This window comes from Bifidobacterium sp. W8112, from assembly GCF_016101425.1.
Taxonomy (GTDB): Bacteria; Actinomycetota; Actinomycetes; order Actinomycetales; family Bifidobacteriaceae; genus Bombiscardovia; species Bombiscardovia apousia.
Map to the genome: position 1 here is coordinate 907,501 of NZ_JACFQN010000001.1, position 25,434 is coordinate 932,934.

Here is a 25,434-nt window from a genome sequence, read left to right on the forward strand (position 1 = left end):
TGCTTGTTGCATAGCAGATTGCAAGGAAAACAACCCGGTCCGGTTCTGATGAGACAGTCCCTGTCAAATCAGCCGCAGTATTCCCGGAAGAAGTTGCCAATCACCTGGTGACCATACTGGCTGCCGATGCTCTCGGGGTGGAATTGGACACCCTCCATGAGCGATCGCCCCCGTCTCAGGCCCATCACATACCCGTCCAAAAGCGAGCGCGCGCTGATTTCCAGGTCCGCGACCTGCTTGACCGAGGCCTCATCGGCAACCAGGGAATGGTACCTGGTCACCTCAAAGGTGTCGGGCAACCCTGTGAAGCAGCCCCTCCCGTCGTTTCTTATCCGGCTCACCTTACCGTGCTGGCGACTTGAGGCCCTGACCACCTGGGCTCCGGCATGTACTGCGATGGCCTGCATGCCCAGGCAGATGCCGAAAACCGGCTTCCGTCCTGCCACCTGGTCCAGAAGTTCCAGGTAGCCGCAGTCCTCCGGATGACCCGGTCCGGGGCCCAGAATGACCGCATCGAAGGTGAGTGGGTCCACCTCGGCAAGATGGTTCACCCGGACAATGGTCGTATCGGCGCCCAACAGGTCCACGTAGTTCTTGACCACATAGACGAAACTGTCGAAGGCATCAACCAGCAAGACTCTCATGGGCCAGCTCCTTTCCGGTGATGGCCAGATAGGCCGAGCTCATCTTCTTCATGGTCTCCTGCCACTCGCTCTCAGGCTTGGAGTCCTCGACGATTCCGGCCGAGGCGCGCAGGTGGTACCTGCCCGAATGGTAGGAGGCCGTCCTTATGCACAGCGCCGTCAGGACCTGACCGTCGAATCCGAGGAAACCCACCGCTCCGGCGTATACCCCGCGCGAACTGACCTCGGTCTCCTCGATGATCTCCACGGCGCGCACCTTGGGGGTTCCTGTCATGGTGCCGGCGGGGAAGGCGGCAGAGAAGACGTCGTACTTGTCCAGGCCAGGCCGAATTCGACCGACCACGTCCGAGACCATATGAATGACGTGGGAGTAAACCTCGGTGGTCATCAGCCGGTCCACCTCCAAGGATTCGGGTGTGCAGCACCTGGCTACGTCGTTGCGCCCCAAATCCACCAGCATCAGGTGCTCGGCCCGTTCCTTGGGGTCGCCGGTCAGCTGCCTGATGGCCGCCTGTCGGGCCTCATCATCTCCGGGATTGCCGACAGTTCCGGCGATGGGCCTCAGGGTTATGTCACCATCGGGGGTCAGCCCGATGAAGAGCTCGGGGCTGGCGCCGATGACATGCACCCCTTGGGGAGTCACGAAATAGTACATATAGGGGGACGGGTCCTGCCGGCGCAGTCGCTGGTAGACCTGGAAGGGCGGAATCCTGGAGTCCACCTGAATCTCATGCCCGAGCTGGAGCTGGTACACATCTCCCTGGGCTATGTGCTCCTTGCCTTTGGCAAACCACCGATAGAAGAGGTCCCGGTCAATCGTGTCATGGGCCCTGTAAGGGAAGTTCGATCCGGCATCCTCAGACCCTGCATCGGTCCGGGCAAGGTCTTCCGCAAGGGGAGCGTCAGACCGCAGCAGGCCAAGTACTTCCGCGAACCGAATGGACACATACCCAACGCTCTTCCCCTCCGACTGCCCGTCAAGCCTGCTGCGCTCAATGCCACCCGCGCCTTCCAGCCCTATCAGGCTGTCGCTTTCCCCGCTTCCCTGACCACCCCGGATGTCGTACCCGCCAGGGTCGCCGCTCAGATGGATCAGCGTGGCGCAGTGGCCGCCAGCCTTCAGGTCCAGGGTGATGATTCCCCGGTAGAGGGTCAGCGAGATGACCGGCAGGGCCGCATCCCTGGGAATGCGCTCTTCCAGGTCCTCAATCATGAAAATGGTGTCATATCCGAAGTAGCCGAACCATCCCATCCCGAAGGGGCCTTCATGGCCGCCGCTGACGGCGAAGGAGGACTCAATCCCCCTCAGCACCGCGAACACCTCCTGGATGTCGGGGACCGGATGGTGAACCACCCCCTGCTCAATCCGGCCGAAGGCCTCCAACAGACCTGCCAGCTGTACGTTACCCAGCGGATCAATGGTCATAACGTGGTCCGTCACGCTCAGGGTCAACATGGGCTCGAATCCAATCACCGAACGGTTCCTGTCCGGATCGGGACCGCTCAGGGACTCCAGGAGGAAGAGCTGATCCTCCCGATACCTGGTGCGCAAACGCCTGTATATGAACAAGGCGTCAAGATCGCTGACGAATTTGTGGGATTCCATGGTTGCATTGATGGTCATAAGGACACTTCCTAGGTCGAATGCTGCGGTCTGAAAATGGCAGTGAAACCTCACTTGGTGCCGATTCGGCAGGTCATGGATATGAATTTCCCATGGATCTATGTCCGCAGATAATACAAGAACAACCTCAAATACCGAGGCGAATACAGGAATCAGCAGAAGAACCGGCTACAACATCAACGCCATCGAGCATCGACATAGAAGAAGACACCCTTGAGCAACCAAGGCTCCAGTGATGTCGTTTTCTCCATGGCCACGATGCTAGAGCACCCGGATGCAAACGCCCAGCCGGAGTCCATAATTCGGACGTAATCTGTCCATTTCAATAGAGGTCGGTGCTAGCTCCGAAATCCGCTGGCTTAGCGACAATGTGTCTTGTGTCAGGAACACCGATTGCTGCTAATTGAAATTCCAGCCGACGAGGACTATCTCCAGCTTATCTAAGCCCAATATTGTTGAGTTTCTGAAACATGACTTATGCCCCTGTCAGCGCCATTGACCTAAGGAGACGCCAGAGCGGCCCCGAATATGAATACTGAGGTGCACGGCAATATCGGAATGGGGCTTTACCCAGGCATGAGGCAAGAGCTGACAGACAAGCATCCTCGATCGAACATGCAACCAGAAGAAGATACATGCCAAGCATCTGAACGAATTCAAAATTCGATGATCTTAGTTTAAAACAATTTACGCTTCTTTTGCGTAAACAAGTTGCTGCCTATTATCAGGCTTTAGATCCTATACATGGACACAGCATCGAGTGAGCCTGAACTTAGAAATGAGAACCAATACACCCTCAAGGAAGCTCCCTCATGATTCTCTCCTAGTCCAGTCGTCGTACAGCGCTGTAATTATTTAATAATTTTTAAGAATGTACGATATTGCTAATTGAATAAGAACATCTTTATTTTGCAAAGTCGTATGAAACCAGCAGGTCTAGAGTTCTTTCAAGACGTTTAGCTGAAACATATGGGCATCTACCTAGCAGCATGATAAAACACTGCTAATGGTAAATTCAGAATCAGCCAAGACCACTCATCCTCGATCGAACATCCCTTCGCGGTATAGGCAGAGAATGGAAACCAGTAATTTATCGTATGGCGTAGTTAAGGAGCTAAAAACAATCAGAACAACCGGCGTTAGGATTACTAATCATGGTTACACTTCAAGATGTCGCAAAGGCAGCAGGCGTTTCTATTGCTACAGCTTCGTGGGCTATCAACGATAGCAAGGATGCAAGAATCCCCCAAGAGACAAGGCAACGAGTACGAAAAGTAGCAGTGAGCCTTGGATACAGACAAAATGCCTTAGCAAGAGGGTTGGCCCGCGGGCAATCCGATTCAATTGGCTTCATCAGTGACGGAGTAGCAACTTCGCCCTTTGCCGGTCAAGTAATTCGAGGGGCGCAGGCTGAGGCTTGGCAGAATGGCAAAATCCTCCTGGTTGTAGACACCAACGGCGATAAACGCATCGAAAAAGAGACCTTTGCCTTCATGATGGAAAGACAGGTTGAAGGAATCGTATATTCAACATGGGTGCATCACGCCGTTGAACCACCAAAAGAACTGCGCCAGGTCAATTCCGTACTGGTGAATTGTTTTGACAGGCGCAGACAATATCCCGCTGTGGTTCCTAACGAGATCCAGGGAGGTCGATCGGCAACTGAAATTCTATTAAAAGCCGGGCATCGCCGTATTGCCTTCGTCAATGACATCGATTCTTCTCCTGCTGCCATTGGAAGGTTGGAAGGATACCGGCAAGCCCTGTCGTCCTACGGAGTGCAATTTGATCCGTCAACAATAATAAGGGCTCCAAGCAATCAGGAGGGCGGCTACCGCTCCATAGAAGCAGTGCTTGCCACTAAGGCCACCGCTGTCTTCTGCCACAATGATCGCATGGCAATGGGTCTTTATGACGCCCTACATGAGAGGGGGCTCAAAGTCCCCGACGATATATCTATTGTTGGTTTTGACAATCAGGAGGTTATTTCAGCGCATTTGCATCCTGCATTAACGACGGTTGCACTTCCTCAATATGAGCTAGGCGTACTAGGCATCAGAACTCTGCTCGAGAGCACCGAGCAAGTAAAGCCACAAACTGATGAAACGAGCCAAACCAAGCGCAAGATTATTCACGTCACTTGTCCAATCATCGTGCGCGATTCAGTCTTCCCCTCCAATCAGGTAATTCATCACTAGAGCAAACAGCTCTCGGAAAAAGACTGCGCAGGTATTCCCTATTTGACAGCGCTCGTGTTCTAACATAGGATTGCTGAAGCGCTTAAACATAGACAGTCACAGCGGAGTGAACATGTTAGGTACTTGTTCATATTCTCGCTAGAAAGGATTTCATGAACAAGCTCTATTACCAATTCCCTGGTACTTGGTTCGGAGACTGCATGCCCTTCGGCAAGGGAAACAAGTTCTTCCTTTTTCATCAACGCGACACAAGACAGCCTGAGCCCTTCGGGCAACCTTTTGGCTGGTCTCTAGCCACCACTGAAGACTTTGTCCACTATCAGGATTGTGGCACTGCCATTCCCAGAGGTTCTGACGACGAACAGGATCAGTTCATCTATGCGGGAAGCGTGTTCTATGGGGAGGGGCAGTACCACGCTTTTTATACGGGCTATAACAAGGATTATCCAGCTGCAGGCAAAGCCTCCCAGGTGTTGATGCATGCCGTGAGCGATGATTTGTACCACTGGAGCAAAAGTCATGAGAGCCTCAAATTATCCCCTCAGGAAGGGTACGACGTAGACGAGTGGCGCGATCCCATGGTTATTCGGGATGAAGACCATAAGCGCTATCTGTTAATTCTGGGAGCTCGAAAGAAAGGCCCGAAGACCGCGCAGACAGGACGGACTGTCAAATTCACATCGAACGATCTGAAGCACTGGAAGTTCGAAGGTGATTTTTGGGCACCAGGTCTGTTTACAATGCACGAAATGCCTGATCTGTTCAAAATGGGTGACTGGTGGTATCACATCGTAACCGAATACAGCAATAAGCACGGCATGGTTTATCGAATGTCCAGAAGTCTTGATGGACCATGGCTGACACCCTACGACGATGCATTCGACGGTAGCGCATATTATGCCGGCCGTACTTTCGCTCTCAACGGTCACAGAGTGCTTTTTGGCTGGGTTCCGACCAAAATCGGCAATGACGATACGCATAATTATGAGTGGGGAGGTACTTTTGTCCCTCATGAGCTCTACCAGCGCCCCGATGGCAGCCTCGGCGCAAAGCCGCTGAACAGCCTCTGCAACGCTTTTAACCCAGCCCAAAAAATTAATAATATGTGTATCAGAGGGGATGGAAAGCAGATTGCAAAGGCTCTCAGTCCGTCCTGTGGCGACATCTTTGCTTTTGAAACGGACGTAGAGTTTTCCGATGGCACCCGAACCTTTGGCTTCAGGCTATATGCAAACGAGGAGACCGAACAAAGCTATCAGTTTGCTTTCCATGTGCAGCAGGGCTTCCTGCGATTCGCAGCCAACCCGAATTATCCTTGGTTTAATTACATGGACATTGGCATGGAAAGACCGTTGCGCTTGGAATCAAATCGACCAAACCATATTCAAATCATTGTGGACGACACCATAATGACCATCTATGTCAATGGCGTAGCGCTGAACGCTCGCGTATACCGCCACTTTGGCGATTCACTCGATGTGTTTGTGACTGACGGGGCGTTGAACCTGTCAAATACCCGAATAGCAAGAGGGCTTAAGAAGGGGTGCGATAGACAATAAGCCATGTAAATTTAGACCCAATAAGGTCATTGCACTATTTGCTTAAGCGCTTATCCAGCTTTAGAACAGACAATTATAACGAGGAAGTTATACCCAACAAATGGAGGAATTATGAAAAAGAGCACAACCATACTGGCTCTCGTAATGGCGCTCGCTTTATCAGGCGGAACGCTATCGGCTTGTGGCAATGCATCCAAAGCCGATAATTCAGGGAAAGGACATGTCTATTACCACAGCATGAAAGTCGAACAAGTTGGCCAATACAAGGAACTGGCCAAGCGCTTCACCAAGAAGACAGGAATAACAGTCGACATCACATCCGCATCATCAGATCAGTATGAACAGTCGCTCAAAGGAGAACTTGCTAAGTCGAAAGCGCCGACATTATTCGATGTTGATAACAACAACTTCCCGAATTGGACCAGTTACTGCGATGACATGTCTGACACGAATCCATATAAAGACCTCACCAAAAAGGAATTTGCGCTGAAGAGCGAGGGCAAGGTCAGTGCTGTTCCCTTCATCATGGAACGGTACGGGCTGATTTATAACAAAGCACTGCTGAAAAAATACTTTGATGCAAGCTGGTCAACAATCAAGTCGGTGGACAAGATAAACAACTTCAAAGCATTAAAGACCGTTGCAGACGAAATTCAGGAACATAAGAACGACTTAGGCGTATCCGGTGCCTTCACCTCCGCAGGCTTCGACCCCAGCTCCATGCACAGATTCAGTGATCAAACCGCACATATTCCCGTCTATTACGAATACAAAGATCAGAAGACCGACACTATTCCTGCGAAGATCTCCGGAAAATATATGTCTAACTTCAAAGATATTTTTGATTTGTATCTCAAGGATGCAACCGTAGCTCCTACACAACTGGCCGGTGCCACTATGGAGGATGCATACTCTGACTTCAATCTCAAGAAGGCGGTTTTTATTCAAACTGGGACTTGGGCGTATAAACAGCTGCGTGGTCAGGGTGTCGCAGATGAGGATATGGGTGTACTCCCTATTTATATCGGCGTCAAGGGCGAGGAAAAAGAAGGTCTCACCGTCAGCTTTGAGTACTGGGCTATGAATAAGAACGCATCCGACAAGGATAAGAAAGCCACCAAGGAATGGATGGATTACATTCTCAACGACAATGATGCGCGTAAATACACATCGGAGGAGATGGGCTTCGAAACCCCGTTCAAGTCATATGCAAAGGCAGGGTTTAAAACAGCGAACCCCATTCATCGCGCCAACGATGCTTATGCAAAAGCCGGCAATTATGATGTTGTCATCTATCCTCTTCCGTCTCAGCAGTGGGTCAGCACCTTGGGAAACGCCATGCTTGAATATGCTCAGGGGACCAAAGACTGGAGCAATGTAAAGACTGCTTTTGTAGACGGCTGGTCATCTGAATACAAGATAACCCACTGATTTCAGCAGGCCCCGGTATCTCCTTCGTCGGTTCCCCTAGTGCTATCAGGAGCCGACGAAGGACATTACTAGGCCATACTCGCCGCTCCTCAAAGCGGCAATTTGCGTTGATACTGTTTCGACATTGGAGTTTATATGCTTTCTATGGCTGGAAAATCAGTCCGCAAATGGTGGGCCCTGTTCGCTTTGCCAACTTTTGCGGCCTTTGTAATTGGATTCCTTGTTCCATTCGTCATGAGCATTATCCTGAGCTTCTGCCGTTTTGCCACCGTGACGGATGCGAAGTTCATAGGAATTCATAATTATGCAGCTGCGCTCAGTGATCCAGAGTTCTGGCATGCTCTGATCTTTACTGTAGCCTTTACGGTAGTCACGACCTTGATCATCAATATCCTAGGCTTCGCCGTGGCGTATTTGCTGACCACCAATATTCGTGGTGCCAACATCTTCCGTTCGGTCTTTTTTATGCCTAATCTGATTGGCGGCATCATTTTGGGATACATCTGGATGCTGCTGTTGAACGGCATTCTTGCACATTGGGGTAGATCCATCACGTATTCCGGAGTCTACGGATTCTGGGGGTTAGTGATCCTATATTGCTGGCAACAGATCGGCTATATGATGATCATCTACATCTCGGGTCTTCAGAGTTTGCCAGGTGATGTTATTGAGGCCGCCCAAGTCGATGGTGCCAATGGGCGGCAAACGCTCTTTCACATCACCATCCCCCTGATGATGCCTTCTATTACCGTTTGCACCTTTCTCACGGTCACCAACGGATTCAAGCTGTTCGACCAGAACCTCGCTCTGACGAATGGGGCCCCATCGAATTCGTCTGAAATGCTGGCACTCAATATCTATAGGACATTCTACGGGCGTCCTGGGTTTGAGGGCGTCGGTCAAGCTAAAGCAGTCATCTTTTTTGTCATCGTGGCTGCCATCGCGATCATCCAGAATCGACTTACCACGAGTAAAGAGGTTACAGCATGAATGGGAAAGTCAGACATCCTGCAATCTGGACAGTGTTTTTCAGCCTCGTAAGCCTATTGTGGATCTTTCCGATAGCACTGGTTGTGGTGAATGCCTTCAAGCAGCGCTCTTACATAACACACGACACATTTGCTCTGCCAACTGGCGAGCTATTTGCCGGTTTTGATAACTTCAACCGAGGCATAGAACAGACTGATTTCCTGTCGAGTTTTACCTGGACAGTCGTTGTCACAATTGGATCGGTGCTGCTGATTCTATTGTGCACCTCCATGTGTGCATGGTGGATAGTACGCGTGCACAACTGGGCTGCGAAGATACTCTATTTGCTGTTTCTCTCGAATATGGCCGTACCCTTCCAATTGGTCATGTTCACCTTGTCCAAACTCTCAGACACTCTAGGGCTGAATTCGCCTTGGGGACTGTGGATAGTGTATCTAGGATTTGGCGCAGGCTTGGCGGTATTTATGTTCACCGGTGTGGTGAAGGGAATCCCTGTCGAGCTCGAGGAATCGGCAATGATAGACGGTGCCAGCGTGCCACGCATCTTCTTCGGTATCGTGGTACCGATAATGAGGCCCTCAATCATTTCAGTGGCCATCCTCGAGGCTATGTGGATATGGAATGACTTCCTTCTTCCCTACCTCACATTGGATCTACGGAGGTTCAGAACCTTGAGCGTGGCGATCCAGCAATTGAAAGGAAGTTTCGGATCAGTGGATATGGGAGCGATGATGGCCTGTCTGGTTTTAGCCATCATTCCCATTGTGGTGTTTTACCTTATTTGTCAGAAGTACATTATCAAAGGTGTTCTTGCAGGAGCCGTGAAAGGTTGATCCGAACCCCCTCCTCCTCTCCGCGCAATAGCGCTGTATGAGGAGGTGGGGGGGGGGTGATCTGTGCTTGACCGGGTAATACCTAAACACCAAACAAATATTTGGTATTCGTTTCATCCTGGTTTGCAGAACCCAACAGGCCAGAAAAATACCAGATCAATTACTCTGTAGCTTTCTCGAAAAGCCAGTAGCAGTAATTGGTTGGATGTGCAGATTAGTAAATGATCGCAGTATTAGGAGATGCCGATCACCTGATCTAATCCAATATCAAGTTCAAGTCATCGCTTACCAACTGAATCAGTCTTGGAGTCATTCATTGGTATAGACAAGAACCGGGTACGGGAATTCGTCCCATGCCCGGTTCTTGTTTGTGCTGTTAAGGATCAGCCTTCGTCCGCAGCCACGCGTGAGTGGCTGTAGATCATCTTCATGGAGCAGATGAAGAGCACCATGCCCAGCAGAATGATCACGCCGCCAATCATGAAGACGTTGGCGTAAGTCGATGCCAGGCCCTGCTTGGTGCCAGCCAGGCTGCCCGAACCCATGGAACCGTTGGCCATGAGTTGGCCAAAGAGCGACACGCCAATGGAACCGGTTATGGCCTGGAGAAGGTCGTTGAAGCCTAGCGCACGGCCGGACTCCTCAGGCTCCACGGTCAGAGTCGCCGTGTCAACGATTGGCTGGTAGAAGAAGGAGGTGCCGAAGTAGTAGATGCAGGGTGCAACGGCCAAGGCCCAGATCTTGCCAGCGGGGATCAGGAAGGCGATGGCGATCAGGCCGCCACCCATGCAGGCCAGAGCCAGGATGACCGAAGCCTTGCGCCCGATCTTCTGGATGATCGGCCCGGCTGCGAATCCCATGATGCCAGCCAGGATGATGGACCAGACCAACAGGTTGGAGACCTTGGAGGAGTCGATGCCGTAGACGTTCAGACCAATGGCGTTGACGCCGGCGTTCAGAGTATAGCTGAAGAAGTAACCGACGAAGATGACGGTCATAGTCATGGCGAAGGCGGGGTTGGTCAGCATCTTCGGTGTGATGAAGGGGTTGCTGGCCTTGTTGACGTAAACCAGGAAGGCCACCAGGGTCACGATGCAGGCGATGCCCCAGCCCCAGTTGATATCAGTGAAGAACATGGTCACCGAAGCGGCGAACAGTCCAATCAGCGTGAAGCCGATTCCATCGATCTTGGCGCCAGCGGCATGCTGGTCAGGCAGGTTCTTGGCCAGCACGGGAATGAAGAAGACGGCCACGATGCCCACGCCGAAGAGCCAGCGCCAGTCGAGCAGGGTCATGTAGCCAGCCAAGAAGACTCCCAGGGCAGCGGCGAAGCGGAAGACTGCAACGAAGACGCCATACCAGAGCACGCGCTTCTTTTTCTCCACATACTTGGAAACCAGAACCAGGAAGATGGATCCGGAAACCTGCCAGCCGGCCGACTGCACCACACGGGCAGCGATGACGATCCAGATGCTGAAGGTACCGAAGCACCCCAGAATCGACCCCAGCACGAAGACGATCGTACCCAGGATCATCATCTTCTTCAAGGAGACGAAATCGCCCAGAGATCCGTAGATGACGCAGACGATTCCCAGGATGATGCCTGGCAGGGAGGTGATCAGCGGCGCCAGGTTGGCCTGGTTGAGCTGCTTGCCGATGTTCACGTAGATCATGCCAAAGGCCTGCTGCTGGAGCACGCCTAAGGTGAAGATGATCAAGACCACCGGGATGGCCACGCGGGCCATCTTGTTCATTTTCGCGAACTCCGGAGTCCCCTCCTCGGGAACGGGCGTGCCGTTCCTTTGCTCCTCGGAGACAGTTGACTCACTCATTATTTTTCAATTTCCTTTCATTTTCTCTTGGAAAAGACTTATTGTCGCTGAACGCGCGCTGCGCGGTCCACGAAGCTCTTTCGGAAACCGTCCACATCGACATCCACGCAAACATCCAAGTTCTTTTCCTCGCTGAGGATGCCGTCATAGTCGACGGCGGTCGCGCCCAAAGTTATTGGACTGGAAATTTCAACATCGACGAAGGCTGAGCGCATAGTAAACAGTTCTGGTTCGATCAGAACCATAGCTGCCGAAGGATCATACATCTTGATCCCCTCTTCGATGTGGCCACCGTCGTAAGAGCGGAAGAGGGAGCTGACCATCTTGCCGACTTCGCCTGAAGCTTCCAATGCATCCAGGTCATTGGCAACCAGGTGAGCCTTTCGACCAATATCCAGACCGACCATAGTAATAGGAAGTCCACTACGGAAGACCATTTTGGCTGCTTCTGGGTCAACGGAGATGTTGAACTCGCCGTAGACTCCGATATTTCCGCGTTCTGTTGATCCGCCCATCGAGACAATGCGCTCGATATGGCTTTTGACCTCAGGGAATGTCGCTAGAAGCAGAGCGATATTGGTCAGGGGTCCCAATGTCAATATGGTGACGGGTTCGGTGCTCTCCATGAGTACCTGACGTTCTTCCAAAACTGCGTTATTGGCAGTCAGCAGACTATTGTCAGGCTCGGGAAACTCAAAAGACCCCATACCCGATTTGCCGTGCGCTTCCGTAGCAAAACGGTTGTCTCTCATAAGCGGAGCAGCCGCACCGCGAGCAACAGGGATCCTCCTACCTAGGAAAGTCAGCAGCTTGAGAGCGTTATTGGTTGTATGTCCGATGCCCACATTGCCGGATACCGAGGCAATCAGCTTGATGTCAAAAGCAGGCTCATCTACCAGCAAGGTAATTGCCGCGGCATCATCAATACCAGGATCTGTATCGATGATCAGAGGTTTAGCCATCAGTTCACTCCTTTTCTTTGATGTCTAATGGAAAACTGGTCATAGGGAATCGGCTCACATGCCGCACGAGCGCAGATTCCCTCATCTCTTACTCCGCCTTAGAAGCGGTGGCATCACCGCCTGACCTTGAGGAATCGGCAGCCACGCCATGGCCCAAAGCCATTTGGAAAATCGCCCTGCAGTCGTCGCGGTTCAACCTGACTACGGAACCTATTGCTTGGTCAGGTCCGTAGAAGTCGATATTGTCCAGCATCTGCTCGATGCCGTCTTCAGGAATCGAATAATCAGCAAAGGAAATCGGCATGCTCATCGAGGTGAAGAAGTTCTCGGTTGCTGTCACGCCGCGCAAGGCCAGATCTGTAACATCCATGGTCTCATCGTGAAGGCCGAATACTTCTTGGGCATACCGAGCGAAGCGCCGAGGAGACTTGTTGATACAGTACCTCATCCATGACCCCATGATGATGGAGAGAGTGGCACCATGAGGGGTGTCATAAAGGGCGCTCAGTTCGTTGGCTATGGTATGGGTTGACCAATCCTGCTCACGACCGACCCCCAGGGTGTTGTTCTGCGCTATTGTCGAGGCCCACATTATCTGCGCACGGTATTCATAGTTTTTCCCGTCTGCTACTGACTTAGGGCCAATGGCGACCAAGGTACGAAGAGCGCCTTCAGACATACGATCTATGAGCCCGAAAGTGTCATCCTTGGTGAAGTAGCGCTCACAGATATGCGAAAACATATCCACAACCCCGCAAGCTGTAGGGAAAGCTGGAAGAGACTCGGAGAGCATCGGATCCATAAAAGCCAAAGCCGGGCGGACAACGGGATTGCTCACCAGCAACTTGCGATGCTCGTCCTCGTTGTTTATTACTGCTACCTGACTCGACTCGCTGCCGGCTGCAGGGCAAGTCAGAACAGCACCTACCGGAACCGTCCCCTGAGGCTCAGCAATGCCAGTGAAGTAGTCCCAGACATCGCGGTCACTCGCCAGTCCCAGACCAATAGCCTTGGCGGAATCGATGCTGCTGCCGCCGCCGATGCCCAAAACGCCTTCCACCCCCTCGCGGCGGGCAAGTTCAATGCCCTCTCGCACCTTCTGCAACCGGGGATTAGGCTGCACGCCTCCTAGCTCGACATATTTGACACCAGCCTGGTCGCAGCTCTTCCTGATCGCATCCAGGAGACCCGTCGTTTGCAGGTAGCTGCCGTCATCATGATGGATGAGGATCTTATGCACCCCGAGTTTTGCAAACTCCCGACCTACTTGTTCCTCAGCACCTCGTCCAAAAATGAATCTGGTGTTAATGCAGATAGTGAAATCTTGAAACATGTCATACTTCTTTCTTCAGAATCGAAGCCAAATCAACTACCTCGTGAGCCACATAAGTCGGATTCGCCTCGAGAAGATGCTCGGTGTCACCGTCGCCATAGGTCACACCTACTGACCTGACTGCATGAGTTGCAGCAGCCCTGATATCTGCCTGGCTATCACCGATCAATAGGCAGTCCTGCGCAGATAGGTGCCATCGATCCAAAATATACGAGACCATGGCTTCCTTGGTCATCTCTCGGCCTGAAGCCACTTCAGGGGTAATCCACCCTTGGAACTTGTCCTCCCAGCCCTTGGTGGTCAGCAATCGTTCAAGAGCTGGTTTCGGCTTCATGGTGACGATTACGTTTCCTATGCCTTTGCATCTCAATTCTTCAAGAATGATTGCTATACCCGGATACAGCCGAGTAGAGGGGAAATCATTTATGGTCCGGTAGTGGGTATTCACGTTCTTTTCGAAAGCTTCCAGCCTGTTCGGGCTTGGGCGGGGATTCACATGGTTGAAAATGGTCCTCATAGGGGCGCTCAGATTGCTGTTGTCCTGCATGAACGCAGCTGGGAATTCGCCACCTTCGAGACTTGCAGCATACACAAGCGAGCGCCATACATCGCTGCTACTGTCTGCAAGAGTCCCATCAAAGTCCCACAGCACCATGTGAATACCCACCAAAAAACTCCTAATTCCTGTCGTTTAGTTTTCAGTCATACTGACGAAGCGTCTTGTACAGCAGATCCACAAAGCCCGGGAAATCCAATTCAAGCGCTGCCTCAGCATTGGGTTGCTCCCCGCGGAAATCCATCTGCGGCGTACGCTCGATATCGACGGCCGGATCGATACCACGCAGGTGCCGGTAATCGCATACCGTCATTCCCCTGGTCAATTCGCCCTTAAGCTCGATATCAATATGCATGGAAGCCGACTTGATGAGATCAGGATTGATGATCCAAGCTGCTGCGCAAGCGTCGTGGATGGTGGCTCCTGTCAATTGCGTTTCGTCTTCGCAGGTTTTCAGGAAGTATTCGGTCAAATCAGCAGCGAAATTGGCAGCCTTGGTGCCAATATTCCGGAAATCTGCGATATGCTTCTCGGTCAGACAGCACTGCCGCGTCAGATTGATCCCTGTCATCTTGACATGAATGCCAGAATTAAAGACACGATAAGCGGCCTCGGGGTCAACATAAATATTGAATTCAGCAGTGGGAGTCCAATTACCGAAAGTCACCGATCCACCCATGATGCAAATCTCACGGACGCGGTCGACCATGCGCGGCTCGCGATTAAGGGCAGCAGCGATATTGGTCAACGGTCCCGTGGCAATAAGGGTTACATCATCAGTGCTCATGACCGTATCAACGATGAAGTCGACTGCATGTTTGTCTTGCGGCGAATGGGTAGGCTCGGGCAGAACGGGACCATCCAGTCCGGTTTCCCCATGGAACTGAGGAGCTGTGACCAGAGGCATGACCGTTGGCCTGCTATGGCCAGGGTAAACGCCGATATTGTCAGCCTGGCCGATGACTTCCAAAACCTTGATGGCATTCCGCGTGACGTTTTCCAGTGTGCAGTTGCCGCCAATCGTCGTAATGCCCAGCACATCCAGGTTCTGGACCGCCAGCATCATCGCGAAAGCATCATCATGTCCAGGATCACAGTCCAGGATTACTTTTTTCTTCATTATTCCTCCTTGAGTAATTCGTGATTGTTGAAAAAATCGTCAAGCTGTTGGATGTCAGGACAATGCCGAGCGCCCTTGTGGCTGACCTCATAGCCCGATACAGCGTTTCCCTGTCTCAGCGCCCCCGTGAGTTCTTCGCCGGACAGGATGGCACTGATGAAACCTGCATTGTAGGTATCTCCAGCGCCGACGGTGTCTGCTACTTCGACCTTGAAAGCAGGAACGTTGATCTCCGCGTTCCCCTGGGCAAATCCGACGGAACCCCGACTGCCATCACGCGCGACCACCACACGGCCATTGCTGGCTAGATTCCTGGCGTTCTCCCTCCAGTTATCTTGACCCAGATAAGCAAATTCTTCAGGACCTGAACCAAGCAAATAATCCACCTGAGGCAAGATCTCATTCAAAGCACCAGCAAAGTCGGAATCCAGCTCTCCGTTATCTACGCGAAGATTCAGATCCAGTGAAGTACGGATTCCACGCTCACGAGCCCAGGCGAACAAGCGGATGATACTGTCTCGAGAACTACCCGCATAGGTCAAGCACATGCCTGAACTGTGTATCCAGGAGACCTCGGCGAGCTTCTTCATAGGAAGCCTGTCCCAATCCAGTTCTTTGAAGGATTGATGATCTCTCGGCCAGCCCCAGAGATACCGTTCACCAGTTTCATCGATGAAAGCGAAAACACCGACAGTATTGACCTTTCGATCAACTACCAATCCGTCAACATCCACCCCGGCCTCTATCAAATCTTTCTTGGTAAAGCGGCCATAAGAATCATCGCCCACAGTCCCAGCAAAGAGCACATCGCGGCCCAGTCTCGAAAGCGCTACTGCAGTATTGGCACAAGTACCCCCTCCTACGACTTCTGGAGTCGGGTATTCGACCTTGGTCCTCTCTGGATTTAAAAAGCGTGGATATGGAACGATGATGTCCACATTGGCATCGCCGACAACCGCTACTTCAGGCATCGCGCGCCGCCTGGACGAAGGCTAAGACTTTCTGGGGATCTTTACAGTGAAGGCCATCACCCCGCTCATCGGAATAGTTGGTGAAGCTGAACGAATCCACTCCATAGGGGTCTGTCTGCGCTATTGCCTCAGCCACATTCTGTTCATCAAGTCCGCCGGCAATGATGCAGGGGACCTCGGTTGCCTCGATGATGGCCTTGTCGATGCTGCGATCATGAGTCAGACCGGTCGCACCGATGTCTCCGGCCTCAGGCGCCTTGGTGTCGATGAGGAAGAAATCCGAAACCGGCTCGTATTCCTTGACATATTCCAGCACCCTTTGCTCATCCAGCGGAACGCCGGCCAATACTGGGATGGCCTGCATGATTCGCAAAGACGGGAACCTCTTGCGGAGAACACGTATCTGTTCGGGTTCGATAGCATCGATGTCACCGGAAAGATGAAGGACATCAGGCAGGGCTTCGTTAAGGTTGTCGCTGATTTCGTCAATATCTTCAGCAACGGTAAGACCGACCTTGACGGCATCGTTACCTATGGCATCAAATATCGCCTTGGCCTGTTCGCAATCGAGCTGGCCTGGAGTACGTTTGATGCTTCCATAGGAGACGCCAAGATGGTCACCCCCTGCGTCGATGACCATTCGTGCATCCTCAACGCTTCTGATGCCGTAGATTTGGACGATGACCTTAGCCACGTTCTTTTCCTTTCTGTCCTGCTTGTCGAATGACTTCGGTGAATGCTTCAACAGTGAAAACTGGTTTGGCCATGCCTACTTCCTGCGCCACCCGCGTGATTGGAGGGGGCGCCACATAGGCCTTCTGCAGAATCTCTTGGCGCGCAAAGACCTCTTCCCTGCTTCCTGCCAAAAGAACCTGTCCTTTTCGCATAAGGACCACACGAGGAAAGTTCCGGGTGACAAACTTCATATCATGCGAAATCGCGATACATAGCTTGCCCTGATCTTTCAGCCTTGAAATAATGGCTGCCAGGCGGTCATTCCCGATCTTGTCCTGTCCGCAAGTCGGCTCATCAAATACCAAGGCTCCGGTATTCATCATGAGTACAGAACCGATAGCGCAGAATTTCTTCTCGGTGGGACTTAAATCGAAGGGATGGCTATCGAGTTTCTTCTCCAGCCCGACCAATTCCGCGATCCTGGTTGTTCTGTGCTCTATCTCCTCATCGCTCACACCGAGTTGGTGGGGTCCAAATTCAAATTCCTTGCGCACACTATCCAGAAACAGCTGGTCATCCGGATTCTGAAAGATATACCCTACTTTCCGGGCCCATTGAGCTGTCTGCGCAGTCGCGACATCGACCCCATCGATCAATATTCGACCAGAAGTGGGTCTGAGTATTCCATTCAGATGCTTGGCCAAGGTCGTCTTGCCGGCACCGTTTTGACCAATCAAGGCCACAGGCTGGCTGCCCTCAAAGGTCAGGTTGACATCCTGCAGGGCGCAATAGCCATTCGGATAGGCATGCCTCAGGTGTTCGACAACAATTTTCATAGCAAACCCCTGACTGTCTGCACAGCATGACTCTCATCAATGGGCAACTCGTCAAGATCAAAACCAGCAGACTGCAGGCCTCTGCCCAACTTGACATAGTCAGGCACATCAATGCCCCAATCCGGCGTACGGGGGTTGGTGAATACTTCCCGTGGTGTTCCCAAGGCGGCAACCTTGCCCTTCCGCATCACCATGACCTGGTCGGCATACTGCGCGACGCGTTCCATGTCATGATCAACCATGACGACAGTCACGCCACTGGAATTCAGATCTTTGACGATATTGAATATCTCTTCGCTTCCCAAGGGATCCAACTGAGCAGTGCATTCGTCAAGCACCAGGATGCTGGGCTCCATGATGAAAGCAGAGCCAAACGCCACTCGTTGGACCTGCCCGCCCGACAAGTCCAGGGGGTTTTTGTCGAGCAGCTCTTCCACATGCATCAGGCGCGCCACCTGAAGCACTTTTTCATGCATGACCTCCCGCGGCACTCCATAGTTGCCTAGGCCGAATGCAAGCTCCTCAGCCACTGTGCCGGCTGTATAAGAGAGCTGATTGAAGGGGTTCTGGAAAACCAATCCAATGGTCTTCGACAATTCAGCTATAGTCGTCTTGGCCACATCGACACCCTCAATTTGGACCAGCCCTTTAGACCTACCCACGAAATAGTGCGGGATCAATCCGACCAGTGCATTACAGAGGGTAGATTTTCCAGCTCCATTGGCACCGATGATGCAGAAAAAGCTGCCTTTGTCAACTGCAAAACTGATGCGCTTCAACGTACTCGACGAGGCATTTCGATAGCGGAATGAGAAATCCTTTACCTCAATTGCTTTTCTCATGCCCGGCCTCCCCACTGAATGCCAAGAGGAACGATCCCCATGCCTGACATGATGGAACCTGCCAGTACCAGCAAAAAAAGAAGCGTGGCACATGCAGTGAACAGGGTGTCTGTCCGCCTCCACTGGACCTTGATATAGCTGGTCTGGCGAATGCCCTTGATGCCAAACCCCCTGGTTTCCAATGTCATGCCTCTCTCTTGAGAGTCAGTCAGTGAAGAAAGAACCACCGGGCCCAGCAACGGTATGAAAGCTCTCGCCCTGGAAATGATGTTCCCGCTTGTTTCCAACCCACGAGAGTGCTGGGACTGCTCGATAACCGTTATTCGGCGCTGCATCTGAGGGACAACATTCAAGCTCGCCAGTATCAGGTAACCAACTTTGGATGGAACGCCGACTTGGCTTAATGCAGCTACCAAACGACCCATGTACGTGGTTTTGGTCGTCAGATAGAAAGACCCGAGGAAAACCATAAGGGTGACCACTATCTTGGCTGCGTAAAGACTGCCTTCCAACCCCATCCTTGCAAAATCCAAATCAAGTATGGTCTTGGTGTTCTTGGGACTGTAGCAACCTTGGATGAAGAGCAGCATGATCGTCACCGGTATGCCGAAACCAAGCATGATCTTGGCGAATGGTTTGAACTCATGCGCTGTTGCTGCCGCCAAGAAAAGCACGAGGATGAAAAGCAACCCAAGGGTAAAGTCCGGCCATGCTATCGTGGACAAACCAAGCGAACAAATCCCTACGATTTTCGCGATGGGATGCATTCGCGCTAAGGGCGAGTCAGGTATAGCGGCAGAAGCAGACCCGGACATCAGCGCTCTCCCTGATTGCTCGAGCCAGTGCTTGTCGCATCATGGCCATCGACGGATTCTGAGGCAGTGTCCTCAGCATGATCAGTCGCCGTCTCGGAAAGCTTCACGGACATTTCAGACGAATCTTCATCCGAGTCATCATCCTCATCGATGTCATCCAACTCGTCATCGTCAGTATCATCAAGAGCGTATTGGCTCAAGAACCGCTTGGGTATTCGACGCACTATGACATAAGCGATGAATACGGTGATTCCCTTATCGACCAAGTTCTCCAGCATTGAAGAGGAGACGACGGAAATAACGATATTCTTCATAGCGACCACCAAAGCCGCCGTCAGTACGGAAGTGCCATTGACGCCGGTTGCACCGCCGTATACAAAAACCGTCACTAACGAAGCGGTTATGGTATTGACCAAGGCGCAGGCCAACCAGACAAGTATGACGCCCCAGATCTTCTTGAAAAGTCCAGCCTTGACCATGTAGCCAACCACCAGGCCGCACAGGACACTGGATAGCGCATAAGGCAGGTAGACAGGATTGGCGACCAGAGACAGAAAGACGTTGGTCAGCAATCCACATAGAGCAGCCACCCAAGGACCGGACAAGCAGGCTATGACCGTAGTGCCGATCATGTCCAGAAAGAGCGGAAGTTTCAGTGTTGAGCTCAATGTGCCGCCGATAAGATTGATCCCCACCGCGATAGGAATCAGAACCAATGATTTCGTGGAAAACTGTGCAGCGATTCCCCTCAAAAACGATTTTGACTTCATCATCTGCGCCACCTTTGGTCCTTGACTACTTGTCTTTCCAGGTAATCAATGTCTCAAGTCATCTAACTTGCGTATCTTGGGAAATGATTTTCCTAAAATGTTTTCTCAGTCAGAGAGACTATCAGCCGTCAAAACGTGTGTCAAATTCGGAAGGCCCAATCCAGAAGCGACGACATGCTGACAGGTAAACCTTCCACGCAAACTACCGACCGGCTCGGCAAGACAGCGATAATAAAACTGGTGCGAGTGTCCGAGTAAACTGAGAGTCCATCCAGATGCGGCAGCATTTGCTGATAACGACCACGCAAGGCGCAGGAGTACAAGATTAGGCAAGGAGATCCATGAATATTAAGGACATTGCCAAACTTGCAGGCGTCTCCACTTCAACGGTTTCAAAAATTGTCAATCATAAAGACTCGAGTATCACAGAAGCGACACGGAATAAAGTACTTGATTTAGTAAAAAAATATCACTATACCCCCTACGCGTCGTCTAAGCCCAATACGACCAGCTGGCGCATCGGCGTGCTGCTGAGTTCCTCCATCTCCCTTGACTCAACTCTGGATGGCATCATTCAGCAAGCGCAGGCAAGCGGCTATGGAACACTGGTATTCAACAGCTACTCGAGCCACGAGCAGGAAGAACAGAATATTCAGGCTGCGATCGAGCACCGTGTGGACGGGATAATCTGGGAGCCGATTGATAAAAGCAGCCTAAAACTCAATAAAACCATCACAGCGAAAAAAATTCCCGAGCTCATCATTGGCCCTCTAGGCGACGATCGATCTGCACTGCTTCCATATGAAGAAGCGGCATATAACCTGACGCAGGAACTCATGGATCGAAACCATAGCAACATCGCCTGTCTTCTATCTCCTGGCAGACGGACTCAAAGCTTCCTGAGAGGATACCGTCGCTGCCTTTTCGAGAACAACATTGCCTTCCACAACGATATGGTGTTCTACGATATTGACGATAACCTGACCACAGTCATGGAAAACCGCCACGTCACAGGTGTCGTCGCGTCACACTACCGGCATGCCGTGGAGCTGCAACAGTATGCGCAATCCCTTCATTACCGCCTTCCTCAGGATTTTTCACTGGTCACCCTCAGAAACGATTCCGATGAACCCCTGCATTATCCGGGCATACCAGAAATATCCTCCTACAACATGAGGAACGCGGACTTTGGAACTCATCTGTGCTCCAGACTGATCAACACAATCGAACACAATAAAGCCGAACAGACAGAATTCAAACACCTTTTCATCCTGGACAATGAACACACCATAAGCCAGCCGCCTAACATGCGGCATAAGAAGATTGTCGTGATCGGCAGCATCAACGTTGACACATATCTTGCTACGCCGACACTGCCTAAGCCTGGAATGACTGTCACGACACGCAACTTCGCCTCAACGCCTGGCGGCAAAGCCACCAACCAAGCCGTAGGTGTAGCAAAGCTAGGACATCATGTCTCTTTGATCGGCAACGTAGGCAATGACATCTCGGCCGACTTCATCTACCAGGCCATGAATAGATTTCATGTTGACACCACAGGTGTAATGCGAATCAAAAGAACCGATACCGGCAAAGCCTATATCTTTGTCGACAACAACGGCGAATCGATGATTTCCCTGGTATCGGGAGCCAATAGCACTTTAGCGCCTGACGATATTGATGGAAGAGAGCATATCTTCAGCAACACAGCCTACTGCTTAATACAAACTGAAATCCCGCTCGAGGCAGTTAAAGAAGCCTGCATGATGGCGAAAAAACATCACGCCATCACGATTCTAAAACCCTCATCATGCTCACATCTTCCCGATAATATTCTTAATTTAATCGATATTCTTGTTCCCAATCAAAATGAAATCGAGACACTGTTTCCGCAACCAGGTTCTATCGTCGAGAAGGCACAATACTCCATATCAAAAGGCGTGGGAACTGTGATAGTCACGCTGGCCGATCAAGGCTGCGTTCTAGTTACCGAGAACAACCATAAGCACTTCCCAGCAGAGCAAACCCGAGTCATCGATGATACGGGCGCAGGCGATGCGTTCATCAGTTGTCTTGCAGCCTGCCTCTTGGAGAACCGCACTCTGGAAGAAGCCGTGCGCATAGCCAACCTTGCTGCAGGTTTCAGCGTTGCTCACGAAGGTGCCATTCCTTCTCTGATCAGCAGGAGACAGCTAAAGTCCCTATTGGCTTAACAGCGCTACTGCCAAATATTGTTGCGGGCTCCCGACCTTATCGGTTAACGGTTGTGAATGCAGCTTGCTCTGGTCAACAACGCATGCCACGTGACCACGCTGTTATCCTAACCGATTCGACGTCAGAGGCGTTGAAATAAATTCAAGACCAATATCCGACTCTCAATCAAGAGGTCGTATTCAACGGCTTAATGTAGCATATCAAAAAACAACTTTCCTTACCGGCATGAATACCGACTGCGACATCTCGGCGAATCTTAAAAAAAAACGCTACCTATGCTTTTATACTGAGCTTGATCCAAGGGATTCCTTCACCAGCCTTATACTCGGTGACGATAGAAAATCAAGGCAGAAACAGATCGGATGCAATCGCCCACAAGGCAGTCAACTGGATCTAATGGTAATGCGCCTGCCGATATGCGCGCGGAGTGGTACCTGTTTCCATCTTGAAGCGACGATTGAAGTTAGCCGCGTTCCTGAATCCGCTCATGACCCTAACCTGTGCAATAGGCAGATCTGTGGTGACCAAAAGGAGCGAAGCACGAGCTGTTCTCAAACGACAGACCATTTCTGAAAAATTAATCCCTGCGGCCCTTTTAAAAAACCGTGAAAACGACGACGGGTCCATAGCCACCTGGGCTGCCACATCCTCCAGGGTGATACAGTCTCCGATATGGGCCTTTATATAAGCAAGGGCCTGGTTGACTCGTTCCGCCATTCCCGGCGACGCCTCAGGCTGGTAGCCCGGTGTGACTACCGTTGTCCACTCCCCTCGTGGAGCCTGTACAAAGATGCGGAAGATTTCAAGAAGGTCGATGAGCCGATCCAAGTCGTGGTGCGCACCCATGGCGGTCAAGATAGAAGCCACTCTACCGGCGGATTGACCACGAAGCACAATGGCTTGGTCACCCCGCCTCAGCAGAGTCAGTATTTGCATGGCCTCGGGAAAAATCTGCGCCAGGGCCTGGATCCGGTTAGGAAGCACCTGACAAGCCACATCACGATTTGGTATGCTCGTTTTCTCATTCGGCCCAATCTCGGAAATCCAATTGTGGGGAACATTACTGCCTAAGAGGGATACTTGGCCTGGAGCAAAAGGAACCATTCCGTCACCTGCCATCATGGTCCCCATGCTCTCGCGAATCAGGTGGATTTCTATCTCAGGGTGATAATGCCACCTGGCCAAGGTTGATGGATACCCGTGTTCGAGCCATCGGATAGACTCGTTTCCCTTGGGCACAACGACCTCCAAGGATCCTTGGTCGATGATGTTATGACTCATGTACCTACCCAACTTCAACGCGTACAGGAAAGCGGCCTTTCAATAGCCTCTGCTCGGACGCAGCAAAGGCTATCCTGCTCATTCTAGGGCAAAGAATCAAAATAGTATCAGAAGTGGTTATCAGAGCACCTCTTCTCACACCTAGTCGACCTTAAGATGAAATCACACAGATGCTGCATTGACATCAAGACTTTCACTCTGGCAAAGGAGCATGATTATGAAAGCTGTCGTCCTTGAAAAGAAAGGCGTCATCAACGTTCGAGAAGTACCGGATCCTTCGGCCCCAGGTTCTGGCGAGCTCCTGATTTCGCCCCATACCGTGGGCATTTGCGGATCTGACGTGCACTATTACCTGAACGGACGCGTCGGAAAATACGTGGTTGAAAAGCCCATGATTCTTGGGCATGAGGCCTCTGGCACGGTTCTAGAGGTAGGGCCAGGAGTCAAGGGGTTCCAGGTTGGCGATAGAGTAGCCATGGAACCGGGCATTCCTGATATGTACTCCAGGGCCGCAAAACTCGGTTTGTATAATATTGACCCTTCTGTCCGCTTCTTCGCCACTCCGCCTGTAGATGGGTGTCTGAGCGAGAAAATTGTGCATCCGGCTGCCTTCACCTACAAATTACCAGACAACCTAACCTACGAAGACGGAGCCCTGATGGAACCACTGTCAGTGGGAATGTGGGCTGCCACTAAGGCTGGCATCAAACCCGGTGACATTGGGGCCGTAGCGGGTGCTGGAACAATCGGCCTCCTGACAGCAGCATCAGCCATAGCAGGCGGATGCGCTAAAGTACTGATCTCCGATGTTTCACAGGATAAGCTCGAGCTGGCAGCCAGCATCCCAGGAGTCGTTCCTGTTAACTTGAAAGAGGAATCCTTCCTCGACAGAGTCATGGAGGAAACGGATGGCTGGGGTGCAGACCGGGTTTTCGAAGCCTCAGGAAACCTTAAGTCCTACGATGATCTTTGGAGACTGGGAGCTCCTGGCAACACCACTGTTATCATTGGCATTCCTGCCGACGGAAAGATACCCATGGATGTCACGGAAGTCCAAGCACGCGAGACTAGAATCGAAAACGTATTCCGCTACGCCAACGTCTATCAGAAAGCAATAGACATGGTGGCCGCCGGCAAGATCGAGCTTAAACCATTCGTTTCCCGGACCTATCCTATGGAGCAGGCCAAGGAGGCTTTCGACAGATTTGCCGAGGGTCACCCCGAAGACGTCAAAATCCAGATCGAGGTACCTCAGAATCATTAAAGAGCGGCAGCAAAACCCTGCACAATTCACCAGAGGACCTTCTGCCTAAGCCGTCATCTCGAGACGATCCATATTCCTCTATGCAAGCCAAACAGCAATCTATAACCATCAACCTATTCTTGAACTGGAACGTGCCCAGCATTGCACACAGATTTTCAAAGGAGCAATCCATGCAGCCCATGTCTTCATTCACTACAGACCTCCAGCACTCGGGTATGATCGCCAAGAATCTGGACGAAACAATTGATTTCTACACCAACAAGCTCGGTTTCGAAATAGCAGGAATATTCCCCAATAAAGAGAACCGCTGTGCCTTCCTTCGGTACGGGCATCTGACCATCGAAACATGGGAAGGCGACGAGGCGCCAATGACTACGGGAGCTATCAACCACTGGGCCTTGGACACCCCAGACATCAACGCCGCCTACCAGAATGCGAAAGATTTAGGGCTGGAGATCAAGGAAGACAGTATTCAATCCATTCCTACCTTCTGGGATAAGGGGATTCGGTACTTCAACATCTATGGACCCAACAGGGAGACCATTGAATTCTGCCAAATCTGCTGATCCGACCTATGGACCTATGCCCGCTCAGGCTAGCTGAAAGTGTGAGAAATAATACAAAATTATCAGCACCTATGTCTGGAGTCAACAGTCTATTTTGGCCAAAAAACGCCATTCCTGC

21 protein-coding genes and 1 pseudogene are annotated in these 25,434 nt (G+C 51.5%); 8 read left to right on the forward strand and 14 right to left on the reverse strand.

The genetic code is table 11. From position 1 onward, the window contains the following. Positions 1 to 68 precede the first annotated feature (68 nt). Positions 69 to 644 carry an anthranilate synthase component II gene (locus H3T92_RS03780; protein WP_144084884.1) on the reverse strand — a complete coding sequence of 192 codons (576 nt, stop codon included), beginning with the start codon at positions 642 to 644 and terminating at the stop codon, positions 69 to 71. After that, positions 625 to 2,268, reverse strand: coding sequence for an anthranilate synthase component I family protein (locus H3T92_RS03785; RefSeq protein ID WP_144084883.1), 1,644 nt, complete (start codon positions 2,266 to 2,268; stop codon positions 625 to 627). Before H3T92_RS03785 ends, H3T92_RS03780 begins: the two co-directional genes overlap by 20 nt. A 1,154-nt stretch (positions 2,269 to 3,422) precedes the next feature. Between H3T92_RS03785 and H3T92_RS03790 the strand changes: the two genes are divergently transcribed. From H3T92_RS03790 to H3T92_RS03810, 5 genes are all read left to right on the forward strand, one after another. Then, positions 3,423 to 4,466, forward strand: a complete 1,044-nt coding sequence (locus H3T92_RS03790; RefSeq protein ID WP_144084882.1) for a LacI family DNA-binding transcriptional regulator — start codon at positions 3,423 to 3,425, stop codon at positions 4,464 to 4,466. Positions 4,467 to 4,618: 152 nt separating this feature from the next. Further along, a complete protein-coding gene (locus H3T92_RS03795) occupies positions 4,619 to 6,025 on the forward strand; it encodes a glycoside hydrolase family 32 protein (protein ID WP_144084881.1) in 1,407 nt (468 codons plus the stop codon). Positions 6,026 to 6,136: 111 nt separating this feature from the next. Continuing rightward, complete coding sequence (locus tag H3T92_RS03800) at positions 6,137 to 7,456, forward strand: ABC transporter substrate-binding protein (protein ID WP_144084880.1); 1,320 nt, start codon at positions 6,137 to 6,139, stop codon at positions 7,454 to 7,456. A 135-nt stretch (positions 7,457 to 7,591) separates the two neighbouring features. Then, positions 7,592 to 8,446, forward strand: a complete 855-nt coding sequence (locus H3T92_RS03805; protein WP_144084879.1) for a carbohydrate ABC transporter permease — start codon at positions 7,592 to 7,594, stop codon at positions 8,444 to 8,446. Then, positions 8,443 to 9,279, forward strand: a complete 837-nt coding sequence (locus H3T92_RS03810; RefSeq protein ID WP_144084878.1) for a carbohydrate ABC transporter permease — start codon at positions 8,443 to 8,445, stop codon at positions 9,277 to 9,279. Before H3T92_RS03805 ends, H3T92_RS03810 begins: the two co-directional genes overlap by 4 nt. Positions 9,280 to 9,662: 383 nt before the next feature. Here H3T92_RS03810 and H3T92_RS03815 read toward each other — a convergent pair whose 3' ends face one another. The 11 genes and pseudogenes from H3T92_RS03815 to H3T92_RS03865 all read right to left on the reverse strand — a co-directional run. Then, on the reverse strand, positions 9,663 to 11,111 hold the full coding sequence (locus H3T92_RS03815; RefSeq protein ID WP_144084877.1) for an MFS transporter: 1,449 nt from the start codon (positions 11,109 to 11,111) through the stop codon (positions 9,663 to 9,665). 38 nt (positions 11,112 to 11,149) lie between these two features. After that, a complete protein-coding gene (locus tag H3T92_RS03820; RefSeq protein WP_198189387.1) occupies positions 11,150 to 12,073 on the reverse strand; it encodes a nucleoside hydrolase in 924 nt (307 codons plus the stop codon). Between the two features lie 88 nt (positions 12,074 to 12,161). Then, positions 12,162 to 13,406: an iron-containing alcohol dehydrogenase gene (locus H3T92_RS03825; RefSeq protein WP_144084875.1), complete on the reverse strand. Its 1,245-nt coding sequence runs from the start codon at positions 13,404 to 13,406 to the stop codon at positions 12,162 to 12,164. Between the two features lies 1 nt (position 13,407). Beyond that, entirely contained in the window at positions 13,408 to 14,073 is a 666-nt protein-coding gene (locus H3T92_RS03830) for an HAD family hydrolase (protein WP_144084874.1), read from the reverse strand. A 31-nt stretch (positions 14,074 to 14,104) separates the two neighbouring features. Further along, positions 14,105 to 15,082, reverse strand: a complete 978-nt coding sequence (locus H3T92_RS03835) for a nucleoside hydrolase (RefSeq protein WP_144084873.1) — start codon at positions 15,080 to 15,082, stop codon at positions 14,105 to 14,107. Continuing rightward, entirely contained in the window at positions 15,082 to 16,053 is a 972-nt protein-coding gene (locus H3T92_RS03840) for a carbohydrate kinase family protein (protein ID WP_144084872.1), read from the reverse strand. The genes H3T92_RS03835 and H3T92_RS03840 overlap by 1 nt, the downstream gene beginning before the upstream one ends. Further along, positions 16,046 to 16,747, reverse strand: coding sequence for a phosphoribosylanthranilate isomerase (locus H3T92_RS03845; RefSeq protein ID WP_144084871.1), 702 nt, complete (start codon positions 16,745 to 16,747; stop codon positions 16,046 to 16,048). The genes H3T92_RS03840 and H3T92_RS03845 overlap by 8 nt, the downstream gene beginning before the upstream one ends. After that, positions 16,740 to 17,564 (reverse strand): energy-coupling factor ABC transporter ATP-binding protein, encoded by an 825-nt coding sequence (locus H3T92_RS03850; RefSeq protein WP_144084870.1) that lies wholly within the window; start codon positions 17,562 to 17,564, stop codon positions 16,740 to 16,742. The genes H3T92_RS03845 and H3T92_RS03850 overlap by 8 nt, the downstream gene beginning before the upstream one ends. Then, the gene (locus H3T92_RS03855; protein WP_144084869.1) at positions 17,561 to 18,406 is read right to left on the reverse strand and encodes an energy-coupling factor ABC transporter ATP-binding protein; all 846 of its coding nucleotides are present in this window, start codon (positions 18,404 to 18,406) and stop codon (positions 17,561 to 17,563) included. The genes H3T92_RS03850 and H3T92_RS03855 overlap by 4 nt, the downstream gene beginning before the upstream one ends. Continuing rightward, complete coding sequence (locus tag H3T92_RS03860; protein WP_144084868.1) at positions 18,403 to 19,221, reverse strand: energy-coupling factor transporter transmembrane component T; 819 nt, start codon at positions 19,219 to 19,221, stop codon at positions 18,403 to 18,405. Before H3T92_RS03860 ends, H3T92_RS03855 begins: the two co-directional genes overlap by 4 nt. A 122-nt stretch (positions 19,222 to 19,343) precedes the next feature. Beyond that, a pseudogene (locus tag H3T92_RS03865) lies at positions 19,344 to 19,994 on the reverse strand (ECF transporter S component); the annotation flags it as partial. A gap of 338 nt (positions 19,995 to 20,332) precedes the next feature. Here H3T92_RS03865 and H3T92_RS03870 point away from each other — a divergent pair. Beyond that, positions 20,333 to 22,204 carry a PfkB family carbohydrate kinase gene (locus H3T92_RS03870; protein WP_144084867.1) on the forward strand — a complete coding sequence of 624 codons (1,872 nt, stop codon included), beginning with the start codon at positions 20,333 to 20,335 and terminating at the stop codon, positions 22,202 to 22,204. A 394-nt stretch (positions 22,205 to 22,598) separates the two neighbouring features. Here the strand turns inward: H3T92_RS03870 and H3T92_RS03875 are convergent, their stop codons facing one another. After that, entirely contained in the window at positions 22,599 to 23,486 is an 888-nt protein-coding gene (locus H3T92_RS03875; protein ID WP_144084866.1) for a helix-turn-helix domain-containing protein, read from the reverse strand. 217 nt (positions 23,487 to 23,703) lie between these two features. Here H3T92_RS03875 and H3T92_RS03880 point away from each other — a divergent pair, with 217 nt between their 5' ends. Then, complete coding sequence (locus tag H3T92_RS03880) at positions 23,704 to 24,750, forward strand: NAD(P)-dependent alcohol dehydrogenase (RefSeq protein ID WP_144084865.1); 1,047 nt, start codon at positions 23,704 to 23,706, stop codon at positions 24,748 to 24,750. Between the two features lie 170 nt (positions 24,751 to 24,920). After that, complete coding sequence (locus tag H3T92_RS03885; protein WP_232345901.1) at positions 24,921 to 25,316, forward strand: VOC family protein; 396 nt, start codon at positions 24,921 to 24,923, stop codon at positions 25,314 to 25,316. Positions 25,317 to 25,434: the final 118 nt, after the last annotated feature.

Coding starts and splice junctions, on each gene's coding strand:
- H3T92_RS03780 (WP_144084884.1), bottom strand. CDS start 644: ATGAGAGTCTTGCTGGTTGATGCCTTCGACAGTTTCGTCTATGTGGTC.
- H3T92_RS03785 (WP_144084883.1), bottom strand. CDS start 2,268: ATGACCATCAATGCAACCATGGAATCCCACAAATTCGTCAGCGATCTT.
- H3T92_RS03790 (WP_144084882.1), top strand. CDS start 3,423: ATGGTTACACTTCAAGATGTCGCAAAGGCAGCAGGCGTTTCTATTGCT.
- H3T92_RS03795 (WP_144084881.1), top strand. CDS start 4,619: ATGAACAAGCTCTATTACCAATTCCCTGGTACTTGGTTCGGAGACTGC.
- H3T92_RS03800 (WP_144084880.1), top strand. CDS start 6,137: ATGAAAAAGAGCACAACCATACTGGCTCTCGTAATGGCGCTCGCTTTA.
- H3T92_RS03805 (WP_144084879.1), top strand. CDS start 7,592: ATGCTTTCTATGGCTGGAAAATCAGTCCGCAAATGGTGGGCCCTGTTC.
- H3T92_RS03810 (WP_144084878.1), top strand. CDS start 8,443: ATGAATGGGAAAGTCAGACATCCTGCAATCTGGACAGTGTTTTTCAGC.
- H3T92_RS03815 (WP_144084877.1), bottom strand. CDS start 11,111: ATGAGTGAGTCAACTGTCTCCGAGGAGCAAAGGAACGGCACGCCCGTT.
- H3T92_RS03820 (WP_198189387.1), bottom strand. CDS start 12,073: ATGGCTAAACCTCTGATCATCGATACAGATCCTGGTATTGATGATGCC.
- H3T92_RS03825 (WP_144084875.1), bottom strand. CDS start 13,406: ATGTTTCAAGATTTCACTATCTGCATTAACACCAGATTCATTTTTGGA.
- H3T92_RS03835 (WP_144084873.1), bottom strand. CDS start 15,082: ATGAAGAAAAAAGTAATCCTGGACTGTGATCCTGGACATGATGATGCT.
- H3T92_RS03840 (WP_144084872.1), bottom strand. CDS start 16,053: ATGCCTGAAGTAGCGGTTGTCGGCGATGCCAATGTGGACATCATCGTT.
- H3T92_RS03850 (WP_144084870.1), bottom strand. CDS start 17,564: ATGAAAATTGTTGTCGAACACCTGAGGCATGCCTATCCGAATGGCTAT.
- H3T92_RS03855 (WP_144084869.1), bottom strand. CDS start 18,406: ATGAGAAAAGCAATTGAGGTAAAGGATTTCTCATTCCGCTATCGAAAT.
- H3T92_RS03860 (WP_144084868.1), bottom strand. CDS start 19,221: ATGTCCGGGTCTGCTTCTGCCGCTATACCTGACTCGCCCTTAGCGCGA.
- H3T92_RS03870 (WP_144084867.1), top strand. CDS start 20,333: ATGAATATTAAGGACATTGCCAAACTTGCAGGCGTCTCCACTTCAACG.
- H3T92_RS03875 (WP_144084866.1), bottom strand. CDS start 23,486: ATGAGTCATAACATCATCGACCAAGGATCCTTGGAGGTCGTTGTGCCC.
- H3T92_RS03880 (WP_144084865.1), top strand. CDS start 23,704: ATGAAAGCTGTCGTCCTTGAAAAGAAAGGCGTCATCAACGTTCGAGAA.
- H3T92_RS03885 (WP_232345901.1), top strand. CDS start 24,921: ATGCAGCCCATGTCTTCATTCACTACAGACCTCCAGCACTCGGGTATG.